General features: G+C 59.0%; 15 protein-coding genes. 1 reads left to right on the top strand and 14 read right to left on the bottom strand.

From position 1 onward, the window contains the following. Positions 1 to 42: 42 nt before the first annotated feature. The 10 genes from BA6348_RS09850 to BA6348_RS09805 all read right to left on the bottom strand — a co-directional run bounded on the left by BA6348_RS09850 (position 43) and on the right by BA6348_RS09805 (position 14,105). Positions 43 to 573 (bottom strand): phage tail protein, encoded by a 531-nt coding sequence (locus BA6348_RS09850; RefSeq protein WP_005828466.1) that lies wholly within the window; start codon positions 571 to 573, stop codon positions 43 to 45. A 21-nt stretch (positions 574 to 594) separates the two neighbouring features. After that, on the bottom strand, positions 595 to 1,092 hold the full coding sequence (locus tag BA6348_RS09845; RefSeq protein WP_005828464.1) for a phage tail protein: 498 nt from the start codon (positions 1,090 to 1,092) through the stop codon (positions 595 to 597). Positions 1,093 to 1,124: 32 nt separating this feature from the next. Then, entirely contained in the window at positions 1,125 to 1,637 is a 513-nt protein-coding gene (locus BA6348_RS09840) for a phage tail protein (RefSeq protein WP_007783117.1), read from the bottom strand. A gap of 139 nt (positions 1,638 to 1,776) precedes the next feature. Beyond that, positions 1,777 to 6,747, bottom strand: a complete 4,971-nt coding sequence (locus tag BA6348_RS09835) for an Ig-like domain-containing protein (protein WP_122952526.1) — start codon at positions 6,745 to 6,747, stop codon at positions 1,777 to 1,779. Between the two features lie 271 nt (positions 6,748 to 7,018). Then, positions 7,019 to 8,020 (bottom strand): agmatinase family protein, encoded by a 1,002-nt coding sequence (locus BA6348_RS09830; RefSeq protein WP_122952527.1) that lies wholly within the window; start codon positions 8,018 to 8,020, stop codon positions 7,019 to 7,021. Then, positions 8,017 to 9,291: an imidazolonepropionase gene (gene hutI, locus BA6348_RS09825; RefSeq protein WP_122952528.1), complete on the bottom strand. Its 1,275-nt coding sequence runs from the start codon at positions 9,289 to 9,291 to the stop codon at positions 8,017 to 8,019. Before hutI ends, BA6348_RS09830 begins: the two co-directional genes overlap by 4 nt. Before the next feature lie 6 nt (positions 9,292 to 9,297). After that, on the bottom strand, positions 9,298 to 10,968 hold the full coding sequence (gene hutU, locus BA6348_RS09820; RefSeq protein ID WP_122952529.1) for a urocanate hydratase: 1,671 nt from the start codon (positions 10,966 to 10,968) through the stop codon (positions 9,298 to 9,300). 164 nt (positions 10,969 to 11,132) lie between these two features. After that, on the bottom strand, positions 11,133 to 12,629 hold the full coding sequence (locus BA6348_RS09815; RefSeq protein ID WP_007783105.1) for a helix-turn-helix domain-containing protein: 1,497 nt from the start codon (positions 12,627 to 12,629) through the stop codon (positions 11,133 to 11,135). 94 nt (positions 12,630 to 12,723) lie between these two features. Continuing rightward, a complete protein-coding gene (gene lepB / locus BA6348_RS09810; protein WP_005828450.1) occupies positions 12,724 to 13,287 on the bottom strand; it encodes a signal peptidase I in 564 nt (187 codons plus the stop codon). Between the two features lie 146 nt (positions 13,288 to 13,433). Next, a complete protein-coding gene (locus tag BA6348_RS09805; RefSeq protein WP_242507473.1) occupies positions 13,434 to 14,105 on the bottom strand; it encodes an AAA-type ATPase lid domain-containing protein in 672 nt (223 codons plus the stop codon). Between BA6348_RS09805 and BA6348_RS26605 the strand changes: the two genes are divergently transcribed. Beyond that, on the top strand, positions 14,076 to 14,369 hold the full coding sequence (locus BA6348_RS26605; protein WP_165328962.1) for a hypothetical protein: 294 nt from the start codon (positions 14,076 to 14,078) through the stop codon (positions 14,367 to 14,369). The genes BA6348_RS09805 and BA6348_RS26605 overlap by 30 nt on opposite strands. Before the next feature lie 31 nt (positions 14,370 to 14,400). Here BA6348_RS26605 and BA6348_RS09800 read toward each other — a convergent pair whose 3' ends face one another. The 4 genes from BA6348_RS09800 to BA6348_RS09785 all read right to left on the bottom strand — a co-directional run bounded on the left by BA6348_RS09800 (position 14,401) and on the right by BA6348_RS09785 (position 18,963). Then, positions 14,401 to 15,291 carry a putative RNA methyltransferase gene (locus BA6348_RS09800; RefSeq protein ID WP_035317235.1) on the bottom strand — a complete coding sequence of 297 codons (891 nt, stop codon included), beginning with the start codon at positions 15,289 to 15,291 and terminating at the stop codon, positions 14,401 to 14,403. A gap of 240 nt (positions 15,292 to 15,531) precedes the next feature. Next, entirely contained in the window at positions 15,532 to 16,515 is a 984-nt protein-coding gene (locus tag BA6348_RS09795; protein ID WP_122952530.1) for an ATP-grasp domain-containing protein, read from the bottom strand. After that, on the bottom strand, positions 16,512 to 17,792 hold the full coding sequence (locus BA6348_RS09790; RefSeq protein ID WP_122952531.1) for a type III PLP-dependent enzyme domain-containing protein: 1,281 nt from the start codon (positions 17,790 to 17,792) through the stop codon (positions 16,512 to 16,514). The genes BA6348_RS09795 and BA6348_RS09790 overlap by 4 nt, the downstream gene beginning before the upstream one ends. Next, a complete protein-coding gene (locus BA6348_RS09785) occupies positions 17,779 to 18,963 on the bottom strand; it encodes a DegT/DnrJ/EryC1/StrS family aminotransferase (RefSeq protein WP_005828440.1) in 1,185 nt (394 codons plus the stop codon). Before BA6348_RS09785 ends, BA6348_RS09790 begins: the two co-directional genes overlap by 14 nt.

The raw sequence follows: 18,963 nt of genomic DNA, 5'->3' as shown, positions 1-18,963 counted from the left end.
TGCCAGATACGAGAGCCAATTCGCATCCGGCACATTCTTTTCTCAATCTCCACGCGGCGGAAATTCGCCAAGCACGCAAATGATATAGTTTACGCCTAAATAGGGTTGTCTGTTGTTGTGCGGCATCCCTTCTCCTGCGGGCGAAACGGCGAACTGGCTAAGCGTTGTCTGTGCCGACGCATCGGCTGGTCCGTAAGCCAAAAGCCCGCCTCTGCCCTCCGTGTTCGACCAGATCATCCCGTCCGGGTTGTTTGTCGTCGGCCTCTCCGCAGCGTTTGGAACGTGCGTATGCCCAGGCATCTGTGAGGTATTTAGCGTCACCGTGCTGCTGCCTCCCTGATCTCCGAACGCTTTCGGCGTCAAGCCATTGCCTGTTCCGTGGTGCATCGGCGCCGTCCCTTGCAAATTGGGCAAAGCAAACGTCATTTTGCCATCCCCGCCAAATCTCGTCCCCAAAATGGCAAACAGCGGCGTAAACTGCCCGATCGAAAGCAAACTTCCGTCGCAAAAAGCCCAGTTTTTCGGTGCGAACTGGCCTGTAAAAATCCGAATCTCCCCGACAAAGCCGTCCATTTTTCATTCCTCCTCGATCAGTTAGTTACGGGAAGGGTATATCCCTTGTATAGCAATGCAGTAATTGAGCACCTGGTAAGGCTGCATGTTGTTGTGCGGCTGGCTCCCTCCGGCTGCGCCCAGGGCATCGCCGCGCATCGTCGCATTCGGGGCGGCCGCAAACGCTTGTACATTCGTCATGGCCCATACGTTTGCTTCGGCCTTTCCGATTGATCCCGAGGTCGACAGCGGCTTGGCGACGTGCGTGTGCGGCGGCATTTCCCCAATGCTCAGCACATGCGCTTCCTCGCCGCCAGCCTGTCCGAGCGTGATTCCGTTTCCGGTGTGGACAGGCACTCGCCCCCGCAGGTCAGGCAAGGCAAAGGTCGTGACGCCGTTCCCCCCATAAGTCGCTCCGAGGATCGAATACAGCGCCTGGTGCTGGGCAATTTGCAAAATGGATCCATCACACAGCGCCCAGCCCCTCATCGGGAACGGAAAAGCAAAGGCGCGAATTTCTCCGAGAAATGGTTCTGACATCGCAATCTACCTCCCCTGGATAAATGTGTTGCCTACGATTGGACTGGATAATAGCCTATTGTCGCAATGATGAAACTGATAACGGTATAGGGCATCATGTTATTGTGCGGCTGGTTGCCGCCGATGCTTTCCACGGCGAGAGGGCTCATCTGGATCGCCGCCTGATTTTGCGAAAATTGCGAAATCCGCTTCGCCCAAACATGCCCGGCTGGTTCCACATCAGTCCCGTCCGTTGACGATACGTTGACCGTATGGGTGTGCGTCGGCAATTGGCCAGACTGAAGGACGACCGTCTCGGTTCCGCCCATCGCTCCCAGCGGGTAAGCAGTTTGCGTGGACGGGTTGGTGCCCATGTGTACAGGCACTCGGCCGCGCAGATCGGGCAAGCCAAACGTGGTCATCCCGTCACCGCCATAGGTCGTTCCAATCACACTGAACAGCAGTTCATTTTCCGCTATCGAAAGCAATTGCCCCTCGCAAAACGCCCAGCCCCGCGGCGCATAAGTTCCCGCAAACATCCTGATTTCGCCCACATATGGTTCCATCGTTGTTGCTCCCTCCTTGTTTGCTTCTGCGTATTTGCCCGAAAAGCAGTCTCCGGTCTCTGCTTGCCGGTCTTGTCCTTCGCAAGTCAGAAAGTGCCAGCCGTATAGCTGGCACCTTCTTCTCTCAAAAAACACGGCGCTACTTTCTGACCTCCACCCGCACGCTGGCGGTCTTGCCTTCGTAGTTGATGGTGACGATCGTTTTACCCGCCTTGCGGGCAACGATGTTCCCGTCGATCACCTCGGCGATCTCCGGATCCTCTACCGTCCACTCGGCGTCCTCTGCAATCAGGTCCTGGTACCCTTTTTCATACGTGCCCGTCAGGACGAGCGCTTTTTCCTGCCCTTCCTTCAAGCGGACGTAGGCAGGTGCGACCTCGATGCGTCTCGGATGTTTTTCCTCGACAACCAGCAGGCGGACCCTGAATTTCCGTTTGTCTATGCTCCCGGAAATGACGGCTGTACCTGTCGCCTTGGCAACCATCCTGCCATCCTCGTCAACCTCCACGACATCCGGATTGGAGGAAGTCCATTCTACTTGATCCGTCACATCTTCTGTCGTGTCGTCGCCGTACAGCGCCACCAGCTCCAACTGCCTTTCCTCGTCTACCGCAAGCACGCCCTCGGTCCGGGAAAGCAGGCTGACTTTATCGCTTGTGCGGGTTGTGATCGTAACCGGGATTTGCAGCTCTTGCCCTTCGTACGTTACCGTGATGACGTCCTCGCCTTCGTCGCTGCCAGCCGTAATCTGGCCCGCTGCTACCGTGACGAGGCCGCGCTTCGTGCGGTACTCTACCTTTTTGTCTGTGGTGATCTCTGTCTTCTCGTCCCCTTCGACCTTGAAAATCTGGACGTGCGCCCGCTCTTGTGGCTTCAGGCGGAACGCTTTTTTCGAGGCTTGCAGGGAGGAAGAATCGGCCTCTTCCTTGACCGTTACTTCTACCGTATCCGTGTAGCCGCCATCGACAGTAGTGACGGTAATGCGCGCAGTCCCTGCTGCCCGTGCCACGATGTTCCCCTGACTGTCTACCTCCGCCACAGCGGAATGGCTGCTCGCCCATCTGACCCGTTTGCCGCTCGCATTTTCCGGCTGAATCACAGCGGTCACTGTGCGCGTATCGCCTGCTTGCAACTGCAGGCTGCTCGCATCGAGCTGTACGCCTGTCACCTTGACCGTTGTTGGCGGAGTCGGAACGTAAACGGACAGCCTGATTTGCGCCTCCAGTTCAATCGTGTTGTGCGCCTCGTCGCGCAGTTGCAGCAACACTTTTTTCATCCCGTTGCCGGAAGGAAGCCGCCACGGAACCGTTGGAGCCGCCTGTTCCCAGTCGCTCCAGCCCTCGTTTTCATTGGCGAAGCGCATTTCTACCTCTCCCAGCGAGTCGGTGGCGGTAACGTTCAGCGTCACATTGACCGAGCTTGCCGTCGCAGCGTCGTTGTTAATGGCAAACGTGCCCTGCGGAGGCGTTTTGTCGATGGTAAAGGCAATCTGCGTGAAGTTGCTTGCGGCGTCGGTGACGACCAGTTCGTGCTCGCCCTCATCGCTTACCGTCGTGCCGCTTGTAAATGACTGACCGTCGAGTGTAGCCGTGCCCTCGTTGAACGTGATCTGCACGTCTTCCCGGTAGCTTTTGCCATTCTCGATACCATGCACGACCGGCGCGTTCATATCAAGCTCGATGCTGCTTGTAAAGGACGAGACATTTCCGGCCTGATCGCGCAGTTGCATGCGAACGATTTTGCTCCCATCGTTTGCCGACAGCTCCCACGGCAGCGCCGAAACGACGTCGCTCCAGGCGTTCCACTCTTCATCCTCGTTGGCGAAGCGAGCCTGCACAGGGCCATTGGCATCTGCTGCCGTAACCGTCAAGTTGACCGTCCGCGTCTCTGTCACGAGGTTGCCCCCGTTAATGAGCAAGCTTCCCGCCGGCATGGTCGTATCCAGAACAATCGTATCGCTTACGTCCGTCGTGTACCCCGCTTTGTCCTCCAGGCGCACGTAGACGGTTTTGCCGCCATCTGCTTCGGACAGCGTCCACTCTTTTGTCAGGGCAAACGGCTCGGCTGGGCTCCATGTGCTTCCATCGTTGGAAAAGGACATGCGCGTGTCCGGTGCGCCTTTGTTTGCGTAAAGATCCAGCGTCACATTGCGCGAGGTTGTGAACGCCGCGCCCTGATTAATCGCGAGCGTCCCCGTCAAAGGCGTCTTGTCGATCGTAAAAAAGATGGTTGTTTTGTTTCCGGCCGCATCCGTTACGACGAGCGTGTACTGCCCGTGCCCAGTAACGGTTGTTCCGCTAAGGAAAGGAGCGTCGTTCAACGTAGCCGTCCCGTCCGAAAAGGAAATCTGCTGGTCGGAGTTGTACACGCCCTCATGGGTCACCCCGCTGACTACAGGCGGTGTCGTATCGAGCATGATAGACTTTTGCAAGTCGCGCACGTTGCCCGCGCGATCGCGCAGTTGCAAAAAGACTGTTTTCGTACCGTCTCCGGTGGATAGCTCCCACGCTTTCGTCTGCTGCGCCGGCTCCCAGTCCGACCAGTCATTCGTCCCTGTAGGGGAGAAACGCATTTGCAGTTGATCGTCCGCATCCGCGTATTGCAGCTTCAGTTCAACCTGCCGCTCGTTCGTCACGCTCTGGTCGTCATTGATCGTAAAGCTTCCGGTCGGGGCGGTTTGATCCAGCGTAATGTGCGCCTCCCATGTCGCCTCGTTCCCGGCCGCATCTCTCAGCTTGACCGCCACGCGCTTTTGCCCATCGCCGGAACTGAGCGTCCACGACTTCGTAGCCGCAAACGGTTCGGATGGCTGCCACCCTTCCGCGTCATTGGCGAAGGCGGCCGTCATCGGGGACATATCCGTCACATTCAACTGCAGCACGACCTGCGGGGTGTTCGTCCAGTCCTCGCCATTGTTGATCGTGAAGGTTCCCGCAGGCTTTGTCCGGTCAACCGTGAAGGAAACGGTCGTGGTATTGCCTGCCACGTCCGTGACAACCAGCGTGTACGTGCCGTCCTCGCTGATCTGCTCGCCATCCGCAAACGGCTCGCCGTTCAGTACAGCCGTCCCTTCCGAAAAATGAACGGTGACCTCCTGGTTGTAATAGTTGCCAGCCGCAACGCCTGTCACTTCCGGCGGAACCGTATCCAGCAAAATGCTGGCAGAGCGTGTGACTTCATGCCCCGCCGCGTCGCGGAATTTGGCGTAGACCGTTTTGTTTCCGTCGCCGCTGCTCAATTTCCACTGCAGCTCAGGCTGGACAGGCTGCCATCCGCCTGCAAACACGCCGTCCGTATTGGAGAGCGTCATCTCTACAGGGCCTTGCGCATCTGTCGCTTCGATCAGCAGCTTGACAGTCGCAGACGAAGTCGCCGTATTCGCAGCGTTCGTTCCTTTGATCGACAGGGCGGCTTCTGGCGGAGTCGTATCCAGCGTAATGCTGTCCTCGTATTCCCGCTCATGCCCCAGCCCGTCTTTCAGCTTCATTTTCACGGTTTTGCTTCCGTCTCCGGGGCTCAGTTCCCATGCTTTCGTGGCGGCAAGCCACTCCCATCCGGACCAGGTGGCCCCATCGTTGGAGAAGTTCATCTGAAGCTGGCCGATGCCTTCCCCGTCCGTCCCCGTGATCGTCAACACAACATTTCGCTTTGTCGTAAACGATTGGCCGCTTTCGATCTGCAGGGATCCCGTCGGAGCGGTTGTATCGAGAAAAAACGAAAGCGTCGTCGTGTTTCCAGCCATATCTGTCACTCTCAGCGTATAGTTGCCATCCGCTGTCACCTTGTAGCCGCTGACAATCGCGGCCCCGTTCAGAACCGCTGTCCCTTCGTTAAAGGTGATCGTCACAGGCTCCTTGTAATCGCCTCTGTCGACCACTCCCGTCACGAGTGGCGGGGTCGTGTCCAGCGTGATTGTAGCGCTGGCGGAAATCTGATGGCCGGCTTCATCCCGCGCCTGCATGTAGACCGTCTTTACTCCGTCTCCCGCCGCTAACGTCCAGGGATAGGAAGACGACGGGCTGTAAGCTTTCCAATCATCCGTCCATTGATCGGCGGCATTCGAGAACCGCACCTGTAACGGCTTGCCGAGATCAGGATCGGTGACTGTCGTTTTCAGACTGACCTGATTGAAGCTGGTGTAGAACATGCCCTCGTTAATCGTCAGCTCGGCAAAAGTCGGCGGCTCCTGCACATCCTCGACCCGGATCGTAAATGCTTTGGTGAGCGTGTTTCCGGCGGAGTCGCTCACCTTGACGTCGATGGAATAGCTGCTTTTCGTCTCATAGTCAAACGATGCCGTGGTGAACAGCTCGTTGCCGACAAGCTTGAAGGCGCCTTGCTCGTTGCCTGTCAACTCAAACGTCAATTTGCCCTGATCTTCGCTGTCCGGGTCTGTCGCGTTGAACGTGCCGACCGGCGTGTCCGCCGGAAGATTTTCCGGGACGCTATCGTTGCTCAGTGAAATAGCGGTCGGCGGGGAGTTCGGAGCATAGGTGATCTCCAGGTACGGAATCTTTTCCGTTTGACCGGATGACTTGTCGAGAAAAGCGACCTGTATCCGTGGTGCGCCACCCGCTGGCGGCAACTGATGCCCTTTTAGCACAAAGCTCGCTACTTTATCCGCCGACTGCTCCCGCAGAAAATCGGTCACGTCAAACGATACCCAGTCATTCTGCCTCAGACCGGATTCCGTAATCCGCTCGATCAGCTCTGCGGTTTGCGGAAGAACAGCATCCCGCTCTGTCCAGGAATCATTCTGGGCGGCGTAAAGATCGAGAAACGGTTTTCCTTGGAAGGCATCCACCTGAGTCAGAAAAAGACGCAAATAGGCCGACTGGATTTTCCGGTTGAAATCAACCTGACCGCTCCCCAACTGAAACTTGAGAGCTGCATTGGCAGCCCCAAAAGAGTCGGCATATCCGACAAATATCGCATTCAAGTTTCCTACGCCGTCGGGTGTTCCGTGCTCATAGGCATCTGTATCCACAAAAAAATCTTCGCCCACCGGGACCTTGGCCGAAGTCTGATTCGCTCCGGCAGGCGGCACCATTGGCTGCGCCAGCGAAAAAATCAGCAGCAACGACAACAGCCGTGCAAGCAATCGTTTCATATCGTCCTCTTCATTCCTCCCTTCGCCGTTGATGCGCTTTTACTCGTTTCTTTTCAGCCTGTTCGCCTGGCATACTTTGGGACAGGCATCTAGGAAATGGCAAACCAATTTTAGCAAAAGATGCTCCAGCGTGAACCTTACTAAAGTTAGTTCTTTTGTTGCTATTTTGGCGAAGCACTCGCCGTACGGCACGAGTGTCGAGCGCCACGAAAAAACCGCTGTTTCGCCCGGCATGCATGAGCCTGAGCACCAGCGGTTTGGCTTTGCTTTTTTATTGTTCGCGCTGGCGAAATCCGGTCAAAAACGACAGCAGCACGTGAACAGCCGTCTTGACCGTCGCTTCAGCGCGGTCCTTGTACGGGTCGAGACAGACGAGGTCCATCGCCTTGACCTTCGGATGCAGCCCTGCCGCGTAGACAGCTTCGAACAGTTCGTCGCTGTGCATGCCGCCGGGCGTGGAAGCAGGAACCCCCGGGCCGTAGCTGCAATCGAGTACATCCATGTCCACGGTCAAATAGATCGTGTCCACCTGGCCCGCGAGTTGCTCCAGCGCTTCCTGCACCGTCCGGGCCACCCCTTTTTGCCGCGCCTGGCGAAGCGTCGTATAGCGCACGCCTGTTTCGTCGGCGTATGCTTTGAGCGAGCGGGCGTTGAAAAAGCCGTGCAGCCCGATGTTGTGCACATCCCGCGCGCAAATCGTGCCGCTCTCGATCAGATTGCGGATCGGCGTGCCGTTCGAGGGGCCGTTATCCGCCAGGTCGCGCAGGTCAAAATGCGTGTCCAGTTGCAGGATGCCCACCCGCTCGTCGGGATGGACGTCCTTGTAGCCTTTGATGAGCATCGCCGTGATCGAATGATCGCCGCCCAGCATCACGGGCAAAAGCTGCGGATGGTGCGTGCGCATGTGCGCCATCGCTTCCCGGATGTTGCGATGGCACTGGGCGATGTCGGTCACATGCTGCCTGACGTCGCCGAGGTCGACGACGCGCAGCGGCTGCAAGTCCACGTCGTGATCGAGATTGTAGGTCGTAAAATACTTCCACGCCCGCCGCATCGCGTCCGGATTCTCGCTCGCTGCCGAGGCCGAAATGGACGAGCGCGACAGCGGCACCCCAAGGAGCGCCACGTCGTAGTCGCTCCAGTCGGTGCTGCCCGCCGTCGCCGGATCGAGCGTTGCAATCCACTCGCTTACTTTTGGCTCGGTAGGCGCTGCGCTCCGGTCCCAGGAAAAGCTGGGCGGCTTCAGGAGCGGATACGGGTACCCTGCTGTCATACGCGTCTCCCTCCCGCGACGACGACCGTGCCCTGCTTGATGACCGTGTCTACGTGGTTGACGCCGTAGCGATATTGCAAGGTCATGAAGTCAGGCACGTCAAAAATGGCGATGTCCGCTTTTTTCCCGACCTCGATGCTGCCGACCTCGTGCGCGCAGCGGATGGCGTGTGCGGCGTTGATCGTCGCGGCCGTCAACACTTCTGCCGGAGTCATCCCCATTTTCAGGCAGCCGAGATTCATCATCAGCGGCAGCGAGACAGTCGGCGAGGAGCCAGGGTTGCAGTCGGTCGAGATCGCGACTGCCACACCGCGGTCAATCATTTTGCGTCCGTTCGCAGACTCTGCCATCAGGAAAAAAGCTGTGCCTGGCAACAGCACCGCGATCACGCCTGCCTCTGCCATCAGCTCGATCCCGCGATCGGAGGCGCGCAGCAAATGATCGGCAGATACGGCGCCGAGCGAAGCCGCCAACTCCGCGCCTTCGTACGGCTCGATTTCATCCGCGTGGATTTTCGGCAGCAGGCCGTGGCGCATTCCTGCTTCGAGAATGCGCCGCGACTGCTCGGGGGTAAAGACGCCGCGCTCGCAAAACACGTCGTTGAAAACAGCCAGCTTGCGCCGCGCGACCTCGGGAATCATTTGCTCGATGACCAAATCGACAAACGCATCCGGCGTTTCCTTGTACTCGCGCGGAACCGCATGTGCGCCCATGAACGTGCTGACGAGATCGACCGGATGCTCTTCATGCAGCTTTTTCGCTACTTCAAGCTGCTTGAGTTCGTCCTCCAGGGTGAGGCCGTAGCCGCTCTTGGCCTCGACGGTCGTCACCCCGTGCAGCAAAAACTGGTCGAGCCGCCGCTTGCTCTCGGCATACAGCTCTTCGTGTGTCGCCTGTCTCGTCGCCGCGGTCGTCGCGTGGATGCCGCCGCCGTTGTTCATGATTTCCATGTACGTCGCGCCGTTCAAGCGCATGTTGAACTCGTTTTGTCTCGTACCCGCATGCACGAGGTGCGTATGCGGGTCGATCAAGCCTGGCGTGACCAGCTTGCCCGTGGCGTCGATGACGTCTGCTTCATGCGCCCGCTCGCGGTAGACGCTCGCCAGTTCGTCGTCGGTGCCGACCCGCTCGATCACGCCGTTTTCCAGCCATACGCTGCCGTCCTCAATAATCGCCAGCTCGTTCATTCTGGCCCCTGTCACCGGAGCAGAAGACCCGCCAGCCAACGTGGCGAGCTGGCTGGCATGGCGAATCCATACTGGTTTTTTCATCGCTGTTTACTCCTCCAACATCGGGATGTTGACGCCTTTTTCCTTCGCGGTGCGAATCGCCAGCTCGTAGCCGGCATCCGCATGACGCACGATGCCCATCCCCGGATCGGTGGTCAGGACGCGCTCCAGTCGGCGGGCGGCTTCCGGCGTGCCGTCTGCCACGATGACCATTCCCGCATGCAAGGAGTAACCCATGCCGACACCGCCGCCGTGATGGACAGATACCCAGCTCGCGCCACCTACCGCATTCATCATCGCATTCAGGATCGGCCAGTCGGACACCGCGTCGCTGCCGTCCTTCATCGCTTCCGTCTCGCGGTTGGGCGAGGCGACGGAGCCGGAGTCGAGGTGGTCGCGGCCGATGACGATCGGCGCTTTCAGCTCGCCGCGCGCTACCATGTCGTTGATGATCTGGCCAAACCGCGCGCGCTCGCCGTAGCCCAGCCAGCAAATGCGGGACGGCAGCCCCTGGAACTGAATGCGTTCCTGCGCCATGCGAATCCAGTTGCACAGATGCGTATTGTAGGAAAACTCGCGGAGAATCACTTCGTCGGTCTTGTAAATGTCCTCGGGATCGCCGGACAGCGCGACCCAGCGGAACGGCCCTTTGCCCTCGCAAAACTGCGGACGGATATAGGCGGGCACGAAGCCAGGGAAGCGGAACGCCTCCTCGACGCCTTCGTTTTTCGCCACCTGTCTGATGTTGTTGCCGTAGTCAAAAGTGACGGCTCCTTTTTCCTGCATAGCCAGCATGGCGCGAACGTGATTGGCGATGCTCGCCTTGGAGCGTCTCTCATACTCCTTCGGATCGCGCGTGCGCAGCTCTGCCGCCGCTTCGAGACTCATGCCTTCCGGGATGTAGCCGTTGAGCGGATCGTGCGAAGAAGTCTGGTCGGTCAACACGTCCGGGATGAAGCCCTTGGCAAGCATCGCGTTCAGCACTTCCGGGGCATTGCCGAGCAGCCCGATCGAAATGCCTTTTTTCTCCCGCTTGGCCGTCTCCGCCATCTGGATCGCTTCGTCGAGGCTCTCTGTCATCACATCGAGATAGCGCGTATCCAGTCTGCGCTGGATGCGGGTGCGGTCTACCTCGATGTTGATGCTCACGCCGCCGTTGAGCGATACGGCCAAAGGCTGCGCGCCGCCCATGCCGCCGAGCCCGGCCGTGACGGTGATCGTCCCTGCGAGCGTGCCTGCAAAATGTTGGCGGGCAAGCTCCGCAAACGTCTCATACGTGCCTTGCACAATCCCCTGGCTGCCGATGTAAATCCAGCTTCCGGCTGTCATTTGCCCGTACATCATCAAGCCTTTTTTGTCCAGCTCGTGGAAGTGCTCCCAGTTGGCCCAGGCTGGCACCAGGTTGGAGTTCGCGAGCAGCACGCGCGGCGCATCGGTGTGCGACTTGAACACCGCCACCGGTTTGCCCGACTGGATCAGCAGCGTCTCGTCGCTCTCCAATGTTTGCAATGTTTTGACAATCGCATCGAAACATTCCCAGTTGCGCGCCGCTTTCCCGATTCCGCCGTACACGACCAAATCTTCTGTGCGCTCGGCCACGTCAGGGTTCAGGTTGTTCAACAGCATGCGCAGCGCCGCTTCCTGCACCCAGCCTTTTGTATGCAGCTCGGTCCCCGAGTATGCCTTTATCATCTGTTCAATGGATTGTGTCGTTGTCATCGAAAATCCACCTGCTTTCCGTAGAATGTGTATCTCTTGGCTTTATTGTAAAAGCGCCGGGAAACGCAAAAAAGGCACCATGCTTTCGATTTGGTGCCTCTTCTTTCGATTGCTTCAGGCAATACAGATGGAATTTTCGAAAAATCTCCCTTTTCTTTCGATTTCTATCTTTTCTTTTGATTTCGTAACAAACGTGGGGTTGTACCCGTCTTTTCCTTAAAAATTTTACTAAAGTAATTGGCGTTGACGAACCCGCTGCGCTCCGCCACCTCCTGCACGGACAGAGCCGTTTCCAGCAGCAGCCGCTGCGCTTCCTTCACGCGCATCGCCGTCAAAACTTGCCGGAAGGAGCTGCCCTGCTTTTGCGCAAACAGCGTGCTGAAGTAAGCCGGACTGCGGTCGACGTGCCGGGCGACATCCTCCAGCCGCAGAGCCGGGTCGGTATAGCGCCCTTCCATGTAGCGCATAGCCTGCTCGATCACGTCTGCCCTGCCCTCGTCGCTGCGGTCGTTTGCGGTATCGAGCAGTTGGTTGATAAACAAAAGCAGCTCGGTTACGATGCGATACAAAATCGGCGCGTACAAAATCGTCTCGAATACGCGGTGGTACCCCTCTTCCAGAAAGGCGCTGTCCAGCCCGTGCGACTTCATGTAGCGCCTCACCTGGGCCAAAATGCTCGTCAACCGAATGCGCAACAGTCCCGGCTCGGGATACGGCTCGTCCTTGTAAAAAAAATGCGCGTACAGCCACTGCTTGAGCTGCTCGCGATTGCCGCTGTGCAGCATGTCGATCCACGCCCGCTGCTCGGCTGGCGTCAGGAACGGATCAAGCATCGTCCAGTTGACCTTTCCGTCGACCATGCTCACCTGCCGATAGCCTTTGAAAAAGCGCAGTTGCAACGCCTGGCTCGCCTGCTCGTATTTTTGCTGCAAGCTCTGTCCGGCGTCTTCCGCCTTGTAAATGACGAGAAACAGCGGGGCGTCGCTCGTCGCCTCCCAGTCCATCAGCAACCGCTTGCCAAACTGGTGCCACTGCGGCCAGGCAAGCGCCGTCTCCGCGGGAAAGACGGCGACAATCGCGTCACCTGTCGGCAGCAGCACTGGCTCGTCGCGAAACGGATAGTCCGCGAAAAAACGCAACAGCTCCGGGTGTCTTTTCGCGTCTTCCAACTGCGCGAGCATGACCGTATGTCCGCCGAGCGGCGACTGCCCCGGCAAAAACAAGTCGCGGTACGAAATCTCCCCGCGCCGTCCCTGGATGCTCCCGGCCCCCTGGTCGATGCGCGCGTCCCCTGCCCGCTCCTGACAAGAGCGCGTCAGCACGCGGCGGATGTACTCCGGGGTTTGCGGCTTCAGCCACAGGTCGCGCGCAGACAGCTCGATGCCTTGCATCGCCCGCTCGAACGTCGCTTCCGAGGTGGTGACGAGCACCGTCGGCCGATACTGGGCAACCAGCAGCTTCAGGCGCTCCCAGTGCGCCTTGTCGATCATGTCCAGCTCGATGCAGACGACCTCGGGAGTATGCGATTCCATCGCCTGAAACAGCTCTGCCGTCGTCCCTGCGCTGTGCACCTTGTCGTACGGGATGGCGCAGCTTGAGACGAGCCAACTGAGCCCTGCCCGCTCTGTCGGGTCCCTGTCCGCAATCAGCAAACTGGGCATTTGCAGCACTCCTTTCCCCGCTTTGTCCAAAAAATGCGACAGCTCTTTTGGCAAACAAAGGTTGCCCTCTCGCGGACAACCTTTGCTCCTTGCTCTATTCTTGTGTCTTAAACGGGTTTTCGATCATCGTGCCCATGATGTGGTCGAGCGGAATAAAGCCGATGTCCCGGGAATCCGTGCTGTGGTTGCGGTTGTCTCCCATGACGAAAATGTGGTCTGCGGGCACCTTCCATTTGCCGTCAGCCACGTACTGCATCGTCTCCTTGATATACGGCTCCTCGAGCGCTTCGCCGTTGCGGTACACCTGGTTGTTTTTGAACTCCAGCACGTCGCCCGGTCTGCCGATGACGCGTTTGACGTACATCGAATGGTCTTCTGCCGTGCCCGTCAACAGCGCCACCAACGGATGGCTGAGGACATCGTCCAAAAAGGACCGCTCGCGCTCCACGCGGCTGTCGATGACCACGATTTCGCCGTAGTCCGGCAAGTACGAAAACGTATGCGGCAGCTTGGACACGTATATGCGCTGCTGATCCTGCAAGGTCGGGTCCATGGAATGACCGTCAACCTTGTAAGGCTGAAACACGAAGATTCCAAGGACCAGGGCGAAAACGACTGCAAAAGCAATCGAACGAATCCATCCCATGATCTCTTTCATTGTGCAATGCCACTCCTCTCTTGCTTCTTCGTTCCCCCTGCTCTCTACCCACCATCATACCATAAAATGCGGCCAATCCAAAAAGCCGGTCCCCTCCTGGGCCGGCTGTGCCGCAAAACGAGACGACAGCAAGAGCGCCGGGCGAATCAGGACAGCCCGTACTCCCGCACTTTTCGAAACAGCGTAGCCCGACTGATGCCAAGCAGCGCCGCCGCCTCCTCTTTGCGGCCGTTTCGCTGCCGCACCTCCTGCATCGCTCGGGCGATCGCGGAGCGCTCCAGCTCTTTGAGCGTGACGATTTGCTTTTGCCCGGCCCCACCACCGTTTTCCGTCCACGCCTTCTCAGTGGCCGCAGCCGCCTGCAACTGCATCATCTGAGCGGGCAAGCTTCCGACCTGCACCCAGGCCGTCGCCTCCATATTGACGGCGTACCCGATCACGTTGGCCAATTCGCGGACATTGCCCGGCCAGTCGTGGCAAAAGAGCAAAGACCGTGTGTCCTGGGAAAAACCGCAGATCGCTTTGCCCAGCTTTTTCGCGTACGTCGCCAAAAAGTCGTTTGCCAACGGCAAAATATCCTCCCGGCGCTCGCGCAAGGAGGGCAAGCGGATCGGGATGACGTGCAGACGGTAGTACAAATCGAGGCGAAACAGCCCGGCCGCGACCCGCTCCTGCAAATCGAGATGGGTCGCCGCGATAATTCGCGCTTCGACCGGAACCGTTTTGCCGCTGCTCCCGAGCCGCTGCAGCTCTTTTTCCTGCAGCACCCGCAACAGCTTGCCCTGCAAATGCAAAGGCAAGTCCCCGATCTCGTCCAAAAACAGCGTTCCTTTGCCTGCCGCTTCGAACACGCCGGGCTGCCGCCGGAAATCGCCGCAAACGCATCGCCCGTTTCAGCAGCCGTCACCCGTCTCGCCATCTCGACGACCTCCTGCACATCGTCCAGCGTGATGACCCATTCCTTGATCGTATCGTCCAGTTGGATCGGGCGAATGGCGAACAAAAACGACTTGGGTACGCCGCCCACCGCCAGGAAGACCGCTTACGAATCATTCATGGAAGCTCTGTCGCACTTGTCTTGACAATTCGTCCTATAAAAAAACGCCGTCTCGTTCACTTTCTCCCAACAAGAACCGTAAACTCGACAGAAATCTCTCCGCCCTCCAGCTCATGCGCCTTTGCCAGTTGCTCTGGCTCGGCCCCCCACGTCAGCGGCGTCATCTGGATCAGCGCCGCCAGGCTCGGCTGATCCAGCCGAAACGAATACGCCACCCGCTCGCAGTCGATCAGCGAAAAGCTGGCGGCGAAGCGCTGGATCGTCGCTGCATTGGAATACGTCCGGTTGCCCGGCTGCACATAAAGACACTCGCGCAGCTCCCGCAAATATCGCTCGCCCGGCACGACCTTGATGACGAGCCCGTCTTTTTTCAGCATTCGCGCAAACTCCCGCGTATTGGGCGGCGACAGCACGTTGAGGATGGCCGCAAAGCGATTGTCGGCAAACGGAGCATTGGCCAGATCGCCGACGCACCAGATCAGCTCGGGATGCGCCTTGGCCGCGAGGGCGATTCCCGCTTTGGACAGATCGACACCAGCGCCGACGAACGCGACTGGCTGCCGCGCTTTCACCTCTTCGCGAATGCGAGCCAGATGCGAGCCTTCGCCGCACCCGGCATCCAGCACGGACAACGGCTCGCCGCTCGTCGCTGCGTACTCGGCGAGCTTTTCACTGACGGCGGCGTGCAGCGGTGAAAAAAAGCCTTTCTCGGAAATGGTTCTTCTCGCCAAAAACATTTCTTGCTCGTACTTCGATCGGTAGCCCGCATTCGCCAGGTGCACATAGCCGTGTCTCGACACGTCGAAGCAATGGCGATTGGCGCATGCAAGGCTGGCTGTATTAGCTGTATGGATGAGCGTCAGCGCCCCGTGGCAAACCGGGCATCTAAGCATCCCGCTATGCCGGGCCAGCAGTTCGGCCTGCCGCTCTTTTCTGGTTGGAAGCATAAAAAAAGCACCCCATTCATTCGTAATCGGTGAATGAAAAAAGGCACAGTCAAATAAACCCCGGCTCTCCTTTGGAAAAAACGAGCGGGATCAGGCTAGACTGTACCTTTTCTTACCGATAACGCATGAATTGGGGGCTCATACTCATAGTGGACGACACTCCTGTCAAAATCTTCACGGGGGCATGTCACCCCCGTATCTTTCATTATACAACAGATCGCCCAAGGCTGGCGCGCTTTTTTACATCCCCTCCCCCGTCAGCCGACTGCTGTGGACGAGCATGACCTGATCGTATTTCAGCATGATCGTCCCTGCTTCGTAGTCGCCGATGTTCGGCTTGCTCGCCTCTTTTCGCAAATTGCGGAACAGGGCGGCGACGGCGTTTACGCCGCTTTCATGCGCATGGGGATAGCCGCCGCCAAAGCGCGGATTGATCTCGGAGATCGCGTACTGGTCCCCGAGCAAAAAGCAGTCGATGTCGAACGGCCCGCGAAGCGGCAAGACGGAGACGAGTGACGTCACCAACGACGTCAGCCGCTCGTCCCGGATCGCCAGCGAGCGGTCTGTCTCGCCTGCCCGCATGCGCATTTTTTTGCGCGTAAACAGCGTCGTCAGCTCGCCCGTGAAGAGATCGGCGTAGCCGTCCACGCCGTATTCCTCCGCCTGCAAAAACGGCTGGACAATCAGCTCATCCTTCTTATGAGCGAACGCGGCAAGCTCCGCCTCTTTTTCCATACGGACAAGGCCGAGGCTGGCGCTGCCCTTGCGCGGCTTCGCCAATAACGGATAGGTCAGTTCTCCGCAGGCAAGCGCTGCTCGCGCCTCTTCCAGCGTATAAGTAGGCACGCATGGAAGCCCGTGGGCGCGCAAAAAATCGCAGGTCCCCTTTTTGTCGAGACACAGGTTCACCGCATCCAGCCCGGAGACGACGGCCTGCACGCCCAGCCGCGAAAACCGCTCGGCATGGGCGGCGAGCACGCCAAGCTCGGGATCGATCAGGGAGAGCACCGCCTTGATGTCATAGCGCAGGCAAATTTCCTCCAGCGTCTGCACATACGCCGGGTCGTCGATGCGCGGGACGATCTGCCTGTGATGGGCGGCGAACAGCGCAGGAGCGGTCGGGTCGCAGTCCGCCGCGATTATTTTGCCCGCGCTGCCCCACTCCCGGACGAAATACTCGATCAGCTTGACCCTGCGGCCTACGCTCGTCAGCAGCACGTTCATCTACGCGTATCCTCCTGCTTGCCAGCCTGGAATTGAAATTCATAGAGCGACTCCGGGAAAAACTCCGCCAGCGTCTCTTTGCGCCTCGCGACGACGACATCGCGGCCTGCCTTGGCCAATACAGGCGGCCGCTCGCGAATAAACGGCGGATTGAACACGAGCGTGTACGCCCCTGCGTGCCCGAACACGAGAAAATCTCCCGGCTCCGGCACTTTGCCGCGAAAGCCTTGCAGCAAGTAGTCTTTTTCCATGCACGTATAGCCTACTACGTGGTACGTCCCTTCTCTTGCCTCGCTGCTTTGTGTCACGACGCTTACGGGAAGCTGGTACGCGTGCATGGTCGGCTTGATATTGTGGACACTGCCGTCTACAAGCACAAAGCGCTCGCCGCGGTTCTCCTTGACATCCACGACCTGGCAGACGAACTCGACCGCGTCGGCCACAAGCGAGATGCCCGGCTCCAGGATGAGCTGCGGCAGGCGAGTCGTTTCTGCCAGTTCGTCTTTGAGGACAGCGGTGATGGCGAGAGCGTAGTCGTCAAAGCTCGGAACGCCGACCATCCCGAACGTGGCAGGCAGTTCGCCGTAAAACCCGCCTCCGATGTCGATATATTCAAGCTGCTCGCCGAGATGCGCTTTGCCCAGTCGGCACAGCTCGCGGGCAATCTGCCGATACACCCCTACGCTACGGTTCGTGGAAAAATGCCCGTGCAAACCCGCGACCCGCACATTCGGCACGGCAGCCAGCAGCGTGAGCGCTTGGGCGAAGCGGCCGTTTTCCACGCAAAAGCCGAAGCGGCTCACACCGTAGCCGTTTTGCAGCGGACTGACGCCGCCGCGCGTCAAATCGAAATTGACGCGCAAGCCGACGCGAACCGTCTGTTCGGGATGCTGTCTCGCGTAGGTGAGCACAGGGGCAATCTCCGAAAACGAGTCGAGATTGACCAGGCTGCCCAGCTCCAAGGCGAGCCAGATGTCTTCCGCCGTCTTCAGCGGCCCGTTGAAAATGATCGCGGTCGGCTCGACGCCCAGCTTCAGCGCGAGATCGTACTCCAGCCTGGAGACGACCTCCGCCAGTGCCCCCAGCCGATGCAGGCATTGGCACGCATACGGCAAGTAGTTCGTCTTGTACGAGTAGCCGACGCTCACCTGTTCATACCGGCTGGAAAAGGCGCGGGAAAACCGCTCGTAATTGTCGCGAAGTCTGTTTGTATCGAGCAAAAAGAACGACGACTGACAACGCTCTCTCCACGCCGCAAGCTGCTCATAACTGTACATGGCCCAGCTCCTTTGCACGTCCTCGTCCTGACAGGCACTGTCTGATAGCCGCGATGACCCGCTCCTGCTGCTGTTCGCTCAGGCTCGAGCCGGAAGGAAGGCAGACGCCCCGCGCATACAGCTCATCGGAGACGCTCTGCTCTGGCAGATGCGGGTAATAGCGGCACCCGGCAAACAACGGCTGGCGGTGCATCGGCTTCCAGACCGGGCGCGCCTCGATGTTTGCCCGCTCCAACGCGTCGATCAGTTGCCCCGCCGTAACCTCTGCCTGCTGCGGATCTACCGTCAGCGCCGTCAGCCAGCGCGTCGCCCGCCCTGTCGGAGCCTCCGGCATGAACGCGATGCCGGGAAGCTGCCGTAGCTTTGCTTCATAGCGCTGGCAGACGCGCCGCCGTGCCGCAATGCGCTCCTCCAGCACCCGCAGTTGCCCTCTGCCGACTGCCGCGAGCAAATTGCTCAAGCGATAGTTGTAGCCCATCTGCTCATGCTCGTAGTGGCGGACCCGCTCGCGAGCCTGCGTCGCCCAAAAACGCGCCCGCTCCAACGCTTCACGATCATCCGAGACGAGCATCCCCCCGCCGGAGGTCGTAATGATTTTGTTCCCGTTGAACGAAAACGCAGCAAAATGCCCGAGCGAGCCGCTCATTCGCCCTTTGTAATCGGCCCCGAGCGATTCCGCCGCATCCTCCACGACCGTCACCTTGTACTCTTCGCACAGCGCAAGCAGCGGGCCCATGTCGGCGCTTTGCCCGTACAAATGGACGATCACGACCGCTTTGGGCAGCTTCTCCTGTCGGGCGGCTTCCCGCAACGCCCGCTCCAACGCGACTGGCGACATGTTCCAGGTCGCTTCCTCGGAATCGATGAAGACCGGAGTCGCCCCCAGGTACAAAATCGGGTTGGCGCTCGCCACAAACGTCAGGCTGGAGCAAAAAACGGTATCACCCGGCCCTACTCCCGCAAGCCTCAGCCCGAGATGGAGCGCCGCCGTGCCGGAAGAGACGGCAAGCGCCCCCTTCACGCCGACATAGCGGGCCAGCTCCTGCTCAAATGCATCGACGTGTTCCCCCAGCGGCGCAATCCAGTTGGACGCAAACGCACTGGCGAGCAGCTCCAGTTCCTCTGTCCCCATGTGCGGCGGCGACAAAAAAATGCGTGAGTGTTCCCCCAT

This window comes from Brevibacillus agri (genome assembly GCF_004117055.1).
Lineage (GTDB): Bacteria > Bacillota > Bacilli > Brevibacillales > Brevibacillaceae > Brevibacillus > Brevibacillus agri.
This window is presented reverse-complemented; position numbering and strand designations above follow the sequence as displayed.